The 16,081-nt window shown below is 74.2% G+C and carries 11 protein-coding genes; 8 read left to right on the top strand and 3 right to left on the bottom strand.

Going from position 1 to position 16,081, the window contains the following annotated elements; all coding sequences use genetic code 11:
* The first annotated feature begins 304 nt into the window (after nt 1–304).
* Nucleotides 305–1,306 carry an NAD-dependent epimerase/dehydratase family protein gene (locus tag ACIGXO_RS02890; protein WP_399779345.1) on the top strand — a complete coding sequence of 334 codons (1,002 nt, stop codon included), beginning with the start codon at nt 305–307 and terminating at the stop codon, nt 1,304–1,306.
* Nucleotides 1,307–1,369: 63 nt separating this feature from the next.
* Here ACIGXO_RS02890 and ACIGXO_RS02885 read toward each other — a convergent pair whose 3' ends face one another.
* Nucleotides 1,370–2,482: a sensor histidine kinase gene (locus ACIGXO_RS02885; protein ID WP_399779343.1), complete on the bottom strand. Its 1,113-nt coding sequence runs from the start codon at nt 2,480–2,482 to the stop codon at nt 1,370–1,372.
* 2 nt (nt 2,483–2,484) lie between these two features.
* A complete protein-coding gene (locus ACIGXO_RS02880) occupies nt 2,485–3,306 on the bottom strand; it encodes a response regulator transcription factor (protein ID WP_399779341.1) in 822 nt (273 codons plus the stop codon).
* A gap of 114 nt (nt 3,307–3,420) precedes the next feature.
* Between ACIGXO_RS02880 and ACIGXO_RS02875 the strand changes: the two genes are divergently transcribed.
* Genes ACIGXO_RS02875 through ACIGXO_RS02865 form a run of 3 tightly spaced genes read left to right on the top strand, consistent with a single transcriptional unit; the run spans nt 3,421 to nt 5,575 of the window.
* Complete coding sequence (locus ACIGXO_RS02875; RefSeq protein WP_399779976.1) at nt 3,421–4,155, top strand: glycosyltransferase family 2 protein; 735 nt, start codon at nt 3,421–3,423, stop codon at nt 4,153–4,155.
* Entirely contained in the window at nt 4,152–4,769 is a 618-nt protein-coding gene (locus ACIGXO_RS02870; protein ID WP_399779339.1) for a DUF2064 domain-containing protein, read from the top strand. The genes ACIGXO_RS02875 and ACIGXO_RS02870 overlap by 4 nt, the downstream gene beginning before the upstream one ends.
* Complete coding sequence (locus ACIGXO_RS02865) at nt 4,766–5,575, top strand: class I SAM-dependent methyltransferase (protein WP_399779337.1); 810 nt, start codon at nt 4,766–4,768, stop codon at nt 5,573–5,575. Before ACIGXO_RS02870 ends, ACIGXO_RS02865 begins: the two co-directional genes overlap by 4 nt.
* A gap of 364 nt (nt 5,576–5,939) precedes the next feature.
* Here the strand turns inward: ACIGXO_RS02865 and ACIGXO_RS02860 are convergent, their stop codons facing one another.
* Nucleotides 5,940–7,187 (bottom strand): molybdopterin-dependent oxidoreductase, encoded by a 1,248-nt coding sequence (locus ACIGXO_RS02860; protein WP_399779335.1) that lies wholly within the window; start codon nt 7,185–7,187, stop codon nt 5,940–5,942.
* A gap of 112 nt (nt 7,188–7,299) precedes the next feature.
* Between ACIGXO_RS02860 and ACIGXO_RS02855 the strand changes: the two genes are divergently transcribed.
* From ACIGXO_RS02855 to ACIGXO_RS02840, 4 genes are all read left to right on the top strand, one after another.
* Nucleotides 7,300–8,676 (top strand): hypothetical protein, encoded by a 1,377-nt coding sequence (locus tag ACIGXO_RS02855; protein WP_399779333.1) that lies wholly within the window; start codon nt 7,300–7,302, stop codon nt 8,674–8,676.
* A gap of 289 nt (nt 8,677–8,965) precedes the next feature.
* Entirely contained in the window at nt 8,966–9,580 is a 615-nt protein-coding gene (locus ACIGXO_RS02850) for a sigma-70 family RNA polymerase sigma factor (RefSeq protein WP_399779331.1), read from the top strand.
* Nucleotides 9,577–11,238, top strand: coding sequence for a hypothetical protein (locus ACIGXO_RS02845; protein ID WP_399779329.1), 1,662 nt, complete (start codon nt 9,577–9,579; stop codon nt 11,236–11,238). Before ACIGXO_RS02850 ends, ACIGXO_RS02845 begins: the two co-directional genes overlap by 4 nt.
* Nucleotides 11,235–16,013, top strand: coding sequence for an FtsK/SpoIIIE domain-containing protein (locus ACIGXO_RS02840; RefSeq protein WP_399779328.1), 4,779 nt, complete (start codon nt 11,235–11,237; stop codon nt 16,011–16,013). Before ACIGXO_RS02845 ends, ACIGXO_RS02840 begins: the two co-directional genes overlap by 4 nt.
* Nucleotides 16,014–16,081: the final 68 nt, after the last annotated feature.

Raw genomic sequence — 16,081 nt, 5'->3', positions numbered from 1 at the left:
GTTGTCCTAACGGACTTTGGCGGACACGAATGCCGACAATCCCAACCGCCAGGTCCGGTTGAGCTTCCTGGGGTGACTCGGCAGCCCACCCCGCCATCAAGAGGGGGTCCCCGAGGCGGCGCTCGATCGCTGACCCGTGCTCGTCGAGGGGGGCGCTCTTGTGTCGCCGTCGGAGGCGTTCCGTCGGTGGCTGTTGGTCGCCCGCTATCGGCTGTGCGCAGCCCGGCCGGTGCGGGTCTTACGGATCGATGACGGGTGGGCGTGGTCCTGCGTTGCGGCGGGGGATTCGTCCTAGCGTGGAGGCATGCGGGTACTGGTCACCGGCGGCGCCGGGTTCATCGGGTCTCATGTCGTCGATGCGCTGATGGCGCACGGACACGAGCCCATCGTTTTCGACGTGCGCGAGGACCCGGGCGCGGACGTGCGGGACCGGGAAGCGGTCGCACGCGCGCTGTACGGGGTCGACGCCGTGTGCCATCAGGCGGCGATGGTCGGGCTCGGCAACGGCTTCGCGGACGCCGGTGAGTACGTCTCGCGCAATGACCTCGGCACCGCCGTCCTGCTCACCGCCATGGCGGACGCGGGCGTACGGCGGCTCGTGCTGGCGGGGTCGATGGTGGTGTACGGGGAAGGACGGTACGCGTGTGCGCGGCACGGGGTGGTGCGGCCGGGCCCGCGGGCGGTCACCGATCTGGCCGCGGGACGGTTCGAGCCCGCCTGCCCGGCGTGCGGCGAGGACCTGACCCCCGAGCTGGTGGGCGAGGACGCCCCGGTCGACCCCCGGAACGTGTACGCAACGACCAAACTCGCCCAGGAGCACCTGGCGGCCGCATGGGCCCGTGCCACGGACGGTACGGCGGTGTCGTTGCGGTACCACAATGTGTACGGTCCCCGGATGCCCCGTGACACCCCGTACGCCGGGGTCGCCTCCTTCTTCCGCTCGGCGCTGGCCCGTGGTGAGGCACCGCGGGTCTTCGAGGACGGTCGCCAGCGACGGGACTTCGTGCACGTGCGGGACGTGGCGGCGGCCAACGTGGCGGCGTTGGACACCGACGCGCCCGTGGGCGCACTCACGGCGTACAACACGGGCAGCGGCGAGCCGCATACGGTCGGCGAGATGGCCCGGGAACTGGCCGCTGCGTGCAGCGGACCCGAGCCGGTGGTCACGGGGGAGTACCGCCTGGGGGACGTACGCCACATCACGGCGGACTCGTCCCGGCTGCGGACCGAACTGGGCTGGAAAGCGCAGGTGGGTTTCGCGGAGGGCATGCGGGAGTTCGCGCGGGCCGAATCGCGGGAGTGCTGAGCGCCGCACCGGCCGCCCGGAGGGCCCCGTCTGCTCCGCAGGACCTTCCGAGAGCCGACGGGCTCAGGAATCGGCCGCGGGGAGCGTCACCTCGAAGCGGCAGCCGCCGGAAATGTTGGACACGGCGGCGCGGCCCCGGTGAGCCTCGACGATGCCGCGGACGATGGCGAGGCCGAGGCCCGCGCCGGCGGGCGGGGTACGCGCGTGAGTGCCACGCCAGCCGGTGTCGAAGACCCGGGGCAGGTCTTCCTCGGGAATGCCGCCGCAGCCATCGGTGACCGACAGGGTCACGCCGTCGGGACAGCGTTCCGTGGCGATCGCGACCGTGCCGTCGGCAGGGGTGCGCCGGATCGCGTTGAGGAGGAGGTTTCCCAGCACACGGCTCATTTCCTTGCCGTCCACTTCGACGGGAACGGGTTCGACCCGGTCGCCGACGAGCTTCACTCCGTGTTCACGGGCGAGCGGATCGGCTTCGGCGAGGGCGTCGCCGACGAGGTCGTACAGGGAGACGTGGGAGAGGGAAAGCGTGAGGGCGCCCGCGTGAATTCGGGAGAGTTCGAACAGGTCGCTCACCATGTCGTTCAGGCGCTCGACCTCGGCGCGGATCTGCCGCAAGTAGCGGTCCGGATCGGCCGCCACCCTGTCCTCCAGCGCCTCGGTCATGGCGCGCAGGCCCGCGAGCGGGGTGCGCAGGTCGTGCGAGATCCAGGCGACGAGTTCGCGCCGCGAGGTCTCCAATGCCCGTTCACGGTCGCGGGATTCGGCGAGCTTGGCGCTGGTGTTGGCCAACTCGTCGCTCAAGGAAGTGAGTTCGGCGATTGCCGGGCCGGTGGGAGCCGCGAAGTCACCGCCGTCCCCGAAGGAGCGGGCCGCGAGCTGGAGGTCCCGGCTGCGGGCGACGACCCAGCGTCCCAGCAGCAGCGCCGTGGCCAGCGACACCACGGTGGCCATCGCGACGACCGTAGTGACGACGGTCAGGTCGTGCGCCGACAGGAACATCGCCCACGCGACCGCGAGAGTTCCGGCGAGCATCGCGGTCACGGCCACCGCGGCCACAACGGTGAGCGAGGCGGTGAGCGAGCGGCGGCGCAGCAACCACAGCGCTCCCGCACCGAGGAGCCCGGCCGCACCGGCACCGAGGAAGGCGAACAGGGCGATGAGAAGGGTGTCGCGCACGGTCACTCCGCGCCGTCCGCGCCGACACCCTCGCGGACATCGCCGCCGTCGCGGGCGTCGCCGCTCTCCAGGGCGCCGTCGCCCGGATCGAAGCGGTAGCCCACGCCCCACACGGTCTGGATCAGCCGGGGCCGGGCCGGATCGTCCTCGACCTTGCCGCGCAGCCGGCGGACGTGGACGGTGACGGTCGACAGGTCGCCGAACTCCCAGCCCCACACGTCCCGCATCAGGTCCTCGCGGCTGCAGGCGCGGCCGGGGTTGCGGAGGAAGTACGCGAGCAGGTCGAACTCGCGGAGGGTGAGGGCGATGCCGGTGCCGTTCTTGGTGGCACGGCGGGCGGTGGGGTCGACGGTGAGCCCGGCCGCGCTCAAGGGGTGTGTCTCCGTACGGGAGTGTGCTGCGGCCCAGGGACGCGTGCGGCGCAGGATCGACTCCACCCGCAGTACCAGTTCCCGCGGGCTGAACGGCTTGGTGACGTAATCGTCGGCCCCCACCTCCAGGCCCAGGATGCGGTCGTCCTCATCGCCGCGGGCGGTGAGCATGATGACCGGCACCGGCCCGCGTCCCCGCATGCGGCGGCACACCTCCAGCCCGTCCATCCCCGGCAGCATCAGGTCCAGCACCACCAGGTCGGGCCAGGTCGCCGCGGCACGGGTGAGCGCGGCGGGCCCGTCCTCGGCGCGGTCCACGACGTGTCCTGCCCGGTCGAGATAACCGGCTACGACCTCGGCGACCGTGAGGTCGTCGTCGACGACGAGGACGCGGGCGGCCCCGGACCTCTCATCCGCCGGTCCGGCCGGCGTCCCGTACGGCATCTGCTCCATGCGGACAGCCTCGCACCAGTGGGCCGTTGCTGCTGGCCGCCAGGTGCCCGCCGTCCCTGATGTCCGCGTTTCGTAAGGAGCTGGAGTCCGAAATGCGTGTTTCGCGCTCGTAAGGTGAAGGGCGTGAAGATCTCTCCCACCCGGCCGGACGTCGACGTCGTCCTGCCCTGCCTGAACGAGGCCGAGGCCCTCCCCTGGGTACTCGACCGCATCCCGCCCGGCTGGCGGGCCCTCGTCGTGGACAACGGCTCCACGGACGGTTCGGCGGATCTCGCCCGGGAGCTCGGCGCCTCCGTCGTCGACGAACCGCGGCGCGGATTCGGTGCCGCCTGCCACGCCGGGCTGACCGCCGCCACCGCCGACATCGTGTGCTTCTGCGACTGTGACGCCTCGCTCGACCCGACGCTGCTCCTGCCTTTCGTGCGGGAAGTGCGAGCGGGCGAGGCCGACCTGGTGCTGGGCCGGCGGCGGCCCAGCGGCCGGGGCGTCTGGCCCGTGCACGCCCGGGCCGGCAACCTCGCGCTCGCCCGGATGCTGCGTCGTCGCACCGGGCTTCGCCTGCACGACCTGGGACCGCTGCGCGCCGCCCGTCGTGAGCCGCTCCTCGCTCTCGGCCTCACCGACCGGCGCAGCGGTTACCCGCTCCAGATGGTGGTCCGCGCCGCTGACGCCGGCTGGCGCATCGCCGAACACGACGTGCCGTACCTGCCGCGCAGCGGCGAATCGAAGGTCACCGGCACCTGGCGCGGCACCTGGCAGGCGGTCCGTGACATGCGTCGTGTCCTCGCCGAGGCACCGGCCGTGCCGGTGGCGACCGCGCCGGCCGCGCAAGGAGGCACCCCTCGATGACCACCCTGCTCGTGATTGCCAAGGAGCCCCGGCCGGGTCGCGTGAAGACGCGGCTCACACCGCCGTTCACGCCCGCGGAGGCGGCGGCACTCGCCGAGGCGGCCCTCGTGGACACGCTGTGTACGGTGGCTGCGACCCCCGCGGAGCGCCGTGTGCTGGTGCTGGACGGGAGTCCCGGCCCCTGGCTGCCGCCCGGTTTCGACCTCGTACCGCAGTGCGCGGGCCGCCTCGACGCGCGGCTGGCCGCGGCCTTCGCGGGCTGCGACGGCCCGGCCCTGCTCATCGGCATGGACACGCCGCAGGTGACGCCGGACCTGCTGACCGTCGACTTCGCCGGCTACGACGCCTGCTTCGGTGCGGCCGAGGACGGCGGCTTCTGGGCACTGGGTCTGGCGTCCCCCGATCCCGGCCTGCTGCGCGGCGTCCCCATGTCGACGCCGGACACCGGCGCCGTCCAGCGCGGCCGGCTCGTCGCCGCCGGCCTGCGTGTCCGCGATCTGCCGCGGCTGCGCGACGTCGACACGGCGGCCGACGCGCAAGCTGTCTCCGCGTCGGCGCCACACGGCCGCTTCGCCGCGGAACTGGCCCGGCTGCAGGCGGTCGCCGGTCGATGAACACCGCACACGAGGCGATAGCGCAGCACATCACCGGACGCCCCACCGTGACCCCCTGGTCGACCGACCCCTACGCCGACGCCTTGCGCGCCGGCCGCGGGCCGCTCTTCCTCCGCCGTACCGACGGCTGGCTGCTGCCGTTGGAGGTGGAGCGGTGGTGTGCGCGCGCCGACGCCGTGGACCGGGAAGTACTGACCCGTTGCGAAGGGGCCGTGCTCGATGTGGGGTGCGGGCCGGGGAGGCTCGTCGTGGAGCTCGCCTCCTCGGGGCACGCGGCACTCGGCATCGACGTCAGCGAAGCCGCCGTGGCCCACGCCACCCGGCGTGGCGGGCAGGCCCTGCGGCGCTCCGTCTTCGAACCGCTGCCCGGTGAGGGCCGGTGGGGCACCGCGCTCCTGCTCGACGGGAACCTCGGCATCGGCGGCGACCCGCCGGCCCTGCTCGGCCGGCTGGCCCGGCTTCTCCTCCCCGGCGGCCTGCTGATCGCTGAGACGGTCCCGGTCGACGTGGACGAGCTCGCCAGCGTCCGCCTCGTCCGTACTGCGGACCTCGCCGGTGCCGGCGACGTCCGGGGCACGGCGGGTGCCTCGTTCCCCTGGGCCCGGCTCGGCACCCCGGCGCTGCTCCGGTGTGCCCGCGCGCGGGGCTGGCGTGCCGTCGATCAGTGGGCGGCCGGTGGGCGCGCTTTCGTCGCACTGCGCAGCCGCACCACCAGCAGCAGGGCCGAGCCGCCGAACAGCACGGCCGAGATCAGCAGCCATCTGGTCAGGAAGCCGTCGCCCGACAGCCCGGCGACCGACCGGTAGCGTTCTGCCACCTGCCCGCTGATCAGCGGAAACCACACGAGCAGCAGCAGCCCCGAGAAGGCGGCCGGTACGCGTACGTACATGGCGCCCTCCCGGTGGCCGACCGCGCCGAGCACCCGTACGACCGCGTGGGCCACAGCGACGTACAGCGGCAGCAGCACCAGGTCGTGAACCAGGGCGGCGCCGACGAACCAGCACGCCACCTGGAACCAGTCGTCGGCGAGCAGCCGCACGCCCGCGTAGCCGGCAAGCGCGAACGAGCAGGCCAGCAGGAGGAGTTGCAGCGGGCTGCCGATCCGGATCCGCAGGCGTCCGCCGTCCCGGAGCCGCCGCAGCGGGTGTCCGGTGCCCAGGCCGTCTCTCATCACAGTTCTCCGAACGTCATCCGGGCCACCCACTTGGTGTTGAGCACTCCGGGCGCCCCGGGCACGATGACCCGCGCCGGGTAGCCGTGGTCCAGGGTCAGGGGCTCACCATTGACCTCCAGGGCGAGCAGCGAGCGCGGGTCGCGCACCTGATTGGCGCGCAGGGCGGCCCGGCGGAAGGCACCGTGCAGTTGGAGCGACTCCACCAGTACGTCGGGCGCGGCGTCCGCGCCGTACCCGACGAGCCGTGCGACATCCGTCAGCCGTACGCCCCGCCACCACTGGTCGGAGGTCGACCAGCCCTCCACGCAGGCGATGGGCAGCGCCGAGCTGTGCAGGCCGAGGGCCAGCAGCTCGGCCCGGCTCAGCCGGACGGTCCCGGTGCGCCCCGCGACGACCAGCCGCCATACCTCCCCGCTCGTCTCCCGCGCGCTGATCCCCGCGTACGCGGCCGTCTTGTTGATCTGGAAGCCGCCGGGGCCGCTGCCCGGGTCCGCTCCTCCGTGTGGCGCGAGCACGGCAGTCCGCCGCAGCGGACCGTCGAAGCTGCGCCCCACCGTGGTACCGAACAGGACCAGTGAACCTCCCCCGACCAGCCACAGCGCACCCCGCCGCGAGGTGGTGGGCGGATCGGGACGCGCGGAGGTCAACTGCCCCGCCCGTTCCCGGGGCGGCCCCTCGTCCGCGCGGAGACCGCGCAGATTCCGTACGGCCGCCGGCACCTTCAGTACGGCATGTGCGACGAACGCGGCGAAGAACACCCACGCGCCGTAGAAGTGCAGTGAGTAGAAGGAGCCGGGGAACACGTAGTCCAGCTGGACGTTGAGCACCCCCGTCGTGAACTGGAACAGCGCGCCCCCGACCAACAGGAGCAGGGAGACACGCTCCAGGGCATGGGCCACCGACCGCGCGGGCGGCAGCTGGAACAGCCTGGGCACGACCGACCACAGCTTCGCCAGCAGGACGGGGACGAGCGTGATGCCGAGCGTGACGTGGACGCCCTGGGTGAGCCGGTACAGCCAGTACGGGCCGGTCGGCCAGGAGAAGAGGTAGAAGCCGAGCAGGCCCTTGTCCGGAGTCTTGTCGTTCACCGGCGACAGGTCGGGGTTGTACGCCGCGTAGGACAGGAGCCCGGTCACGAACAGCACGGTGATCCCGGCGAGCAGCACCACACCGAGCACCGAGGTGAACCAGGGACCGCGCAGCGGACTGCGCCAGCGAACCGGGAAGGAAGCGGATCGTGCCATGCGCCGACCGTACGGCCGGACACCCCGCGACGGGCTGCGCAACCGATGACGAAACGCTGACGTCCGCGCCTGTCAGGCCGTCGGCGGCCGCCGACCGGCCTAACGTTCCCATGTGAACCGCGACCTCCTCCGCGACCTGTACGCCGCCGTGACCGCGGTGCTGCTCGTCCTTGCGGCCGTCCTGGTCGGCATCGCCGTCGAGCGCACCGACGGCACCCTCCGCGTCGGGTGGCCCCCGCTGTACTCCAACTGGTTGCCGCACCTGGGCCCCGGCACGCCGGCCGCACTCGCCGTGGCGGTCGCCGTCGTGGCGTACGGGCCGTCCCTGGCCGCCCGTCTGCCCTGGCGTGCCCTGCTCATCGCCGCCTGGGGCACCGCCATGGCCTGGACGTGGTCCCTCGCGCTCGTCGACGGCTGGCACCGCGGCATCGCCCGGCGGCTGACGACCAGGTACGAGTACCTCCAGGTCATCGACCGCTTCCACGACATCCCCGGCACCCTGCGGGACTTCACCCAGCACATCCTGCTGCACTCTCCCGACCACTGGCCCCCACACGTCGCCGGACATCCGCCGGCCGCGTCGCTCACCTTCGTCCTCCTCGACCGGATCGGCCTGGGCGGCGGCGGATGGGCCGGCGCCTGGTGCATCACCGTCGGCGCCACGGCGTGCGTGGCCGTGCTCGTGACGGTGCGGGCGCTTGCCGGGGAGCGCCTGGCGCGGCGGGCGGCACCGTGCCTGGCGCCGGCGCCGGCGGCGGTGTGGATGGGGACGTCGGCCGACGGATACTTCGCCGCGGTTGCCGCATGGTCCGTCGCCCTGGCAGCGCTCGCGGTGACGCACCGGGCGGCGCACCGGGCACGGGCCGCCGCCTTCGGCTCGGGGCTGCTGCTCGGTCTGACCTGCTACCTCTCGTACGGGCTCACGCTGTTCGCGCTGGTCGTAGCCGGTGTGCTGCTGCTCGGCCGGAAACGGAACCCGACCGGGGTGCTCCAGGTGCTCCCCTTGCTGCTGCTCGGCTTCGTCGTCGTGCCGGTGGCGTTCACACTCGCCGGCTTCAACTGGTGGGAGGCGTACCACCTGCTGGTCGAGCGCTACTACCAAGGAGCGGGCGGCATCCGGCCGTACGGCTATTGGGTGTGGGCCAACCTCGCCTGCACGGTCTTCCTCGTGGGCCTCGCGACGGCGGCAGGGCTGCGGCGCGCCGCCGGCACGCTCGTCCGGCAGCGCGACCGCCTCCTCACCCGGCCGGGCCCGGCCGGCGGACCCTCCGCCGAGGCACGACTCGCCCTGCTGGTGTCCGCCGCCGTGCTCACTCTCCTCGCCGCTGATCTGTCCGGGATGAGCAAGGCGGAGACGGAACGCATCTGGCTGCCGTTCGTCATGTGGCTGCTGCCGGCCTGCGCCTTCCTCACCAGGCCCCGTGCCTGGCTCGCGGCCCAGGCCGTGCTCGCCCTGCTCGTCAACCACTTGCTGCTGACCGCTTGGTGACGGCTGCCCGGCACGCGCCGACCGCGCCCACGAAGTGCGAGGCATCCCGCGAAGGCCAGTCCCTTCCGGGAGCGGTGAGGAATGAGCGGTGATGAATGAGCGGTGATGAATATTCAACTATGGTCGCCCGTGGGTAGGTTTGCGTACGGCAAGAGGGCGATTGTTCACCCGGGGGGTTTTGCCGCGTTCGGTGGCCGCTGATTAGGCTGGGGTACGTGGTTACGACAACCACTTGTTCCCGCTCGGGGTGCGCCCGGCACCCCTGGAGACCCCCTGAGGCAGCACATCGATGAGCGAACCGGCGATATCGGCCCCGGTCCCTGCTCCCGCCGGGCCCGGGCGCCCCGCGCCGGCTTCCCCGCCGTCTGCCCGTCCCTCCGCCGAGGAGCGCATCACCGCACTCGTCCTGACGTACCGTCAGCCGTTGTTGCGGTATGTCACCGGCCTGCTGCCCACCGACCCGCAGCGCGCGGAGGACGTCGTTCAGGAAGCACTGTTGCGCGCCTGGCTGAAGAGTGAGGCGTCCAGCGCCCGCGGCGCCCGGCGCGAGACGGGGTGGGAGCCGAGTCTGCCCTGGCTGTTCACGGTCGCCCGCAACGTCGTGATCGACTGGAGTCGGCGTGACAGCTCCCGGCCGGCGGTGCTGACCGGGCTGCCGCCGGAGACGGCCGGTCTCGCGGACGAGGCAGCCCGCGTCGTGGAGCGGACGCACGTCGTCGAGTTACTCGCCCAACTGTCCCGCCCCCATCGAGAGGTTCTGGTGTACACATACCTGCTCGGCTGTTCCGGCCCCGATACGGCGCACGCCCTGGGCATTCCGTCCGGCACCGTGAAGTCCCGGCTGCACCACGCGATGCACCACCTGCGGCAGGCCGCCGCGCTCGCCGCGCGGGAGTGCGCGTGAGTCCTTTCAGCCACGCCGCGTCTTCGGGCGCGGCGGCCGTCGCGGCACCGGCGCAGTTCCCGGTACCGCTGGCCCTCGGCATGCCGGACCGTAACTCCTGGCTGATTCTCATCGGCTTCCTCGTCGCCCTGGTCCTGCTCGTCTGGCTCCTCGTCCGCACCGTGAGCAGGCAGGGCGGCTTCCGCCGCACCTGCCGCCGGATCGCGTGGGAGGCACGGATGACCGCACGGGCGTTCACCGCGCCGCTGCGTGCCTACCTGCGGCACCGGCGCTGTGCCCGGATGCTGGCCCAGTACTTCGCCGACCCGGCCGCCGGCGACGTGGTGCGGGCGGCCCTCGACCGCGCGGACACGGACGCGGGGGAGGGCTGTTACGTGCCCGCCGTTCAGCTGTCCCAGGCCAGGGACCGCGTTCGCGTCGTCGTCGCGGGGCGTGACCCGGCCGGATCCGCCGGGCCGGTGCTGCCATGGAAGGACGCGGCGGACGAGCCGGGGGAGTGGACCTGGGCCGCGCCGGCCGATGCGGTACGGACGCGGCCTGCCGGCCTCGGCCGCGCCGTACGGCTGCCGCTCGTCCTGGGCGTGGACCGCAAGGCGCCGGGCGTCGTCCTCGTCGACTGGCTGCGCGGCCCCGCCGCGCTGGCCATCGAGGGCGACGCGCGGGTCTCCCGCGGTGTGCTCCAGGCGCTGGCCGCACAGGTGGACCGGATGCCGGACGGGCCGCCGGTCCGGATCGCCTCCGGTGTGCACCCGCGATTCCCCGGGCGCCCGCTGGACGACATCCTCGCGGAACTGGCGGACCGGCCGGGAGCGCAGGAGCAAGCGACGGGATCGGCGGTTCCGGAGGAAGCGGTGCCGGTGGTGGTCTGCTGGGCACCGACGCCCGCACAAGCGGCCCGGCTCGCGGAGCTGTGCGCGCGAGGGCAGGCCCGCGTGCTGGCCGGCGGCCGGCTGCCGGGCGCCTGCTGGGTCCTGCACGCCGAGCCGGACGGCCGGCTGCTGGGGCCCGGACCACAGGTGGACGTGGAGTCGCCCGCACTCGGCCGGGCCGTGGCCCGCGCGGTGCGGCGAGGGCTCCCCGCGCCGTACTGCGTGCTGCCGGACGCCGGTACCGGGACGGGCGCGGGCACCGATACCGGGACGGGCGCAGGCACGGGTACCGGACCTGGCTTCCCGGCCGCCGGGCCCGCCCGGGAAACCGCCCCGGCCGGGCCGGAACTCCGCAAGCCCGAGCCCGCGCCGGACCGCACCGAGCCGGTACGCGAGCAGGCGGCGGCCACCCGCGATGCCGACTTCGACGAGCCCGCGCCGAGCGGGCCCGCTCCAGGGCCGAGTGCACCGGCGGCCTCCGCCGTACCTGCTCCCGCGCCGCGCCCGGACGCACCCGGGCGACCGGCCACCACGGCACCCGAACCCCGCACGGCCAGTGGCGCACCCGGACCCCGCACAGCCCGCGGTGCGACCGGACCCGACCGCCCGGCCGACGCCGGCTCCGCCATGGCGGACGACTTCGACTTCACGGAACCGGACCTGGCCGAACCCCGGACCGCAGCCCCCGCGCCCGGCCTGGCCGGGGTGTCCGCCGCCGACCGCTCCGACGCCGACTCCGACCCCGCCGCCTCCGGCGATTCCCAGGAACGGACTCCTCGTACCCCGTGAGACTCTTCGTCACCCTCGCTCCGGCCGCCCCGGAAACCTCCGCACCGGCCCGGCCCGGCTCCCCGCACACCGCCCCCGAGCGGCGCGACCTGGTCCTGGACACCCCGGGCTCGACCACCGTCGGCGCACTGGCCGCACGCCTCGCCGGCGAGCCCCCGACCGGCGACACGGCCCCCGCGCTCTTCCTCGAAGACCGTGAACTCCCCGCCGATCTGCCGCTGGCCGCCACCGGCGTACGGGACGGCGCCACGCTCGGTCTCGGCGGTCCGGTACCGCCCGAGCCCGACGGCGGCTACGGGCCCGGCCGCGCCGACCTGCCGCCGCCGTCCCGTTCCGCCGACGGCGAGCGGCTGCCGCGCGCACCCCGTGTGGAACTCCAGCTGATCGGCGGGCGCGGTGCCGGGCGCGTCTGGCCCCTGGACTGCGGTACGCACACCGTCGGCCCGGCGGCAGGCAGCTCGGTGCGGCTCCAAGGCCGTGAAGTGCCCGCCGACGGGATCCGCATCACCGTCCGCCCGGACGGCACCGTGCTGCTGAACGTCAACGCGGCGGTCGGCGGGCCCGCGTCCGGCGACGGCGCGCCGGCGGTCGGCGCCACGGGGCCCGGCCACCGCACCGGCGTCCACCTGTCCGTGCCCGAACCGCCGCCCGCCCGGCCCCGCGCCGACGCCACCCCGCTGCCGCCCCCGCCGCCGCCCGAACTCCCCGACCCCTACGCCGACACGCACGCCCCCGTCCCCGAGGGCTGGGTGGAGTGGCCGCTCGGCGGTGAGCTGCGGATGGGCGAGTACCTGCTGCGGGTGGCCGAGCCCACCGAGGCGGACGCCGCCGTGACGGCCTCCGAGGACGGCGCGTACCTGGACTTCAACCGGCCGCCGCGGATCGTGCCGCCGCTGGTGCCGGAACGGTTCACGCTGCCCTCGCCGCCGGTGCCGCCGGCCCGGCGCACCATCCCGCTGCTGGTGGTGATCGCGCCGCTGTTCATGGGCGTCGGCATGGTCGTCTTCCTGCACTCGTACTTCTACTTGATGTTCGCGTTCTTCAGCCCGGTGCTCGCCATCGGCAACTGGATCAGCTCCAAGCGGAGCGGCTGGCGCGACTTCCTGACCTCGGTCGCCAACTACCGGGCCCGGCGCGCCTCGCTGGAGGAGGACGTCAAGGACATGGTCGCGCGCGAGCGCGGCCTGCGGGTCGCCGCCGGCCCCGACCCGGCAGCCGCCGGCATGTGGGCCGTCGGCCCCGGCGCCCGGCTGTGGGAACGCCGCCGCGGCGACTCCGACCACCTGCTGCTGCGTGTCGGCACCGTACGCCAGGCGTCGCTGCTGACGATCGAGGACGCCTCCCGCGAGGACAACCACCGCTCCGTCAACTGGCAGATCCCCGACATGCCGATCGGCGTGAACCTGGCCGGGGACGGTGTCGTCGGCATCTCGGGCGAGACGGACGCGGCCCGGGCGCTGGCCCGCTGGACCGTCGCGCAGGCCGCGATCCTGCACAGCCCGCGCGACGTCCGGATCACCGTGCTCACCGACGCGGCGGGCGCGCCCGCCTGGCAGTGGGTGCGCTGGCTGCCGCACGCCCGCCCCGGCGAGGGCGGCGTCGCCGCGCCGCCGTCCGGCGGGCCCACCGTGACCATCGGCAACGACCCGGAGACGGTCGCCAACCGGGTCTCCGAACTGGTCTCCGCGATCCGTTCCCGGGCCCGTTCGCGGGAGTCGGCGATGGGCGGCGCGCTGCTCGCCGAGCCCGACCTCGTCGTCGTCCTGGACGGCGCGCGGCGGCTGCGCGACGTGCCCGGCGTGGTGCAGGTGCTCAAGGAGGGCCCGGCCGTACGGGTGTTCCTGATCTGCCTCGACCAGGAGGAGCGGATGCTCCCCGAGGAGTGCGTCACCGTCTGCGCGGTCGGCGCCCGCGAGGTGACGCTGCGCCGTACCGGCAGCGCCGACATCACCGGCATCCGGCCCGACCTGGTGGACACCGGCTGGTGCGAGCGGATCGGCCGGGCCCTGGCCCCCGTACGCGACGTCACCCCGGACGGCTCGGACGGTCTGCCGGACCGCGTCAAGCTGCTGGACCTGCTCGGCCTGGAGCCGCCGCGGGCCGCCGAGCTGGCCGCCCGCTGGACCAAGCGTCCGGCCTCCACCGGCGTCCTGCTCGGCACCGGCTACACCGGTCCTGTCACCTTCGACCTGGTCAAGGACGGCCCGCACGGCCTGATCGCGGGCACGACCGGCGCCGGCAAGTCCGAACTCCTCCAGACGCTGGTGGCCTCCCTGGCGGCGGTCAACCGGCCGGACGAGATGACGTTCGTCCTCGTCGACTACAAGGGCGGCAGCGCCTTCGCGGGCTGCGAGAAGCTGCCGCACGTCCTCGGCATGGTCACCGACCTGGACAGCCACCTGGTCGAGCGGGCCCTGACCTCGCTGACCGCCGAACTGACCCGCCGCGAACGCATCCTGGCCGACGCGGGCGCCAAGGACCACACCGAGTACCGGGCGATGCGCCGCCGCGACCCCGCGCTGGCGCCACTGCCGAGGCTGCTGCTCATCATCGACGAGTTCGCCACCCTCGCCCGCGACGTGCCCGAGTTCGTACCCGGCCTGGTCGGCATCGCCCAGCGTGGCCGCTCGCTCGGTCTGCACCTGCTGCTCGCCACCCAGCGCCCGGCCGGTGTGATCACCGCCGACATCCGCGCCAACACCAACCTGCGGATCTCGCTGCGCGTCACCGACGCCCTCGACAGCCAGGACGTCCTGGAGGTCAACGACGCGGTGAGCATCTCCAGCGACACCCCGGGCCGCGCCCTGGCCCGGATCGGGCACCGGTCGGTGCTCCCGTTCCAGACCGCCTTCGTCGGCGCCGTACGCGACGACGGACAGGCCGCGGCCGCGGGCACCGGGGCCGCGGGGGCGGACACCGGGCCGGGCTCGGAACACCGGGCCGACGTCTGGACCAGCGAACTGACCTGGTCGCTGCTGGGCCGTACAGCGGCCGAACCGGTCGAGGAGACCGCTGACCTGTTCGACGCCATCCAGGAGGCGATGGACCGCGCCGACGCGCCCACCGATCTGACGGCCCTGGTCGACGCGGTCCGGGAAGCCGCCGCTCAGCTGGAGATCGAGCGGCAGCCCAGCCCCTGGCTGCCCGCGCTGCCCAACGCGGTGAGCCTGGCCGAACTGCCCGAGCGGCCCGACCCGGCCGACGGACGCCTCGCGCCGGTCGCCTGGGGCCTGGCCGACCTGCCGGGCGCCCAGCGCCAGGAGCCCCTGGAACTGGACCTGAGCCGCTTCGGGCACCTGTACGTCCTGGGCACCCCGCGCTCCGGCCGCTCCCAGGTGCTGCGCACCATAGGCGGCGCGCTGGCCCGCCGGCACTCCAGCGCCGACGTGCACCTGTACGGCATCGACGCGGCCGGCGGCGCGCTGGCGGCGCTGTCCGAACTGCCGCACTGCGGCGCCGTCGTACCGCGCGCCGACCTGGAACGGCTGGGCCGCCTGCTGACCCGGCTGACCGCCGAGATGAGCGCGCGCCAGGAACTGCTCACCTCCCACGGCGCGGCCAACCTCACCGAACTGCGCGCCCTGCTGCGGCCCGCCGAACGCCCCGCCCACGTGGTCGTCCTGATCGACGGCTGGGACTCGTTGGCAGCCCTGCTCGGCGAGCACGACGGCGGCCGGCCGATGCATGAGCTGACCGCGCTGATCCGCGAGGGCGCGCCGATGGGACTGCACGTCGTCGCCACGTCCGAACGGGCGCTGCTGACCGGCAAGGTCGCCTCGCTCAACGACGAGCGGCTGCTGCTCAGGCTGACCGACCGCAACGAGTACAGCCTGGCGGGCATCCCGCCGAAGCAGGTGCCGGCCGTCGTCCCGCAGGGCCGCGGCTGGCGCGGGGGCAGCGCCACCGAAGTGCAGGTCGCGCTGCTCGGCGAACAGGCCCCACAGGGACAGGGGGCGCCGGTCACCGGACGCGACCAGGCCGAGGCGCTCAAGCGGATCGGGGAGCGGGCCGCGCAGCGCGACCGCGACCTGCCCGCGGCGCGCCGCCCCGCGCGCGTCATGAGCCTGCCCCGCCAGGTGTCGTTCACCGACGCGTACGAGAAGGTCCCGGCGGCCGACCGGCGCCCCCTGTGGGGACTGCTCGGCGTCGGCGGCGACGACCTGGGCGCCATCGGCGTGGACTTCGCGGCCGACGCGCCGTCCTTCCTCGTCAGCGGTCCGCCCGGCAGCGGCCGGTCCACCGCGCTCACCACGCTCGCGGTGTCGCTGCTGGCCGGCGGTACTCGGGTGGTCGCGCTCACCCCGCGTGAATCGCCGCTGCGGGGCCTGGCCCGGCACCCGCGGGCCGTGGTCATCCAGGATCCGGACCCGCTGGCCGACGAGGTGAGTGCGGCGCTGAACGCCGAGCCGGGGCCCGCCGTGGTCCTGGTCGATGACGCCGACCTGCTCTCCCAGCTGCCTGCCTGTGACGCGGCGCTGCGGGAGGTCGCCACCACGGGCCGGGACCGCGGTATCGGACTGGTCGCTGCCGCCACTGCCGAGACGCTGACCACGGCGGGCATCGGCTGGCTCGGCCTGGTACGGCGGGTCCGCAAGGGCGTGCTGCTGTCGCCGCAGTCACCGGGCGAGGGCGACATCCTCGGCGTGCGGGTGCCGTACGACCTGTTGCGGGGCCGTCCGACGCCGGGCCGCGGCCTGACCGTCGACCCGGTGACCGGCGCGCTGGTGTCGGTGCTGGTACCGGAGACGGTGCTGCGCGACGGGGACGCCGGCTGACCGGCCGGCCCGTACGGACGACGGTGCCCCGCCCCGGACTTCTGGTCCGGGGCGGGGCACCGTCGTGT

Source organism: Streptomyces sp. NPDC053542, assembly GCF_044544685.1.
In the GTDB taxonomy this organism is placed as follows: Bacteria; Actinomycetota; Actinomycetes; order Streptomycetales; family Streptomycetaceae; genus Streptomyces.
The sequence above is the reverse complement of the archived record's forward strand: the minus strand, read 5'-3'. Positions and strand labels throughout refer to the sequence as shown.

Coding starts and splice junctions, on each gene's coding strand:
- ACIGXO_RS02890 (WP_399779345.1), top strand. CDS start 305: ATGCGGGTACTGGTCACCGGCGGCGCCGGGTTCATCGGGTCTCATGTC.
- ACIGXO_RS02860 (WP_399779335.1), bottom strand. CDS start 7,187: ATGGCACGATCCGCTTCCTTCCCGGTTCGCTGGCGCAGTCCGCTGCGC.
- ACIGXO_RS02870 (WP_399779339.1), top strand. CDS start 4,152: ATGACCACCCTGCTCGTGATTGCCAAGGAGCCCCGGCCGGGTCGCGTG.
- ACIGXO_RS02865 (WP_399779337.1), top strand. CDS start 4,766: ATGAACACCGCACACGAGGCGATAGCGCAGCACATCACCGGACGCCCC.
- ACIGXO_RS02850 (WP_399779331.1), top strand. CDS start 8,966: ATGAGCGAACCGGCGATATCGGCCCCGGTCCCTGCTCCCGCCGGGCCC.
- ACIGXO_RS02880 (WP_399779341.1), bottom strand. CDS start 3,306: ATGGAGCAGATGCCGTACGGGACGCCGGCCGGACCGGCGGATGAGAGG.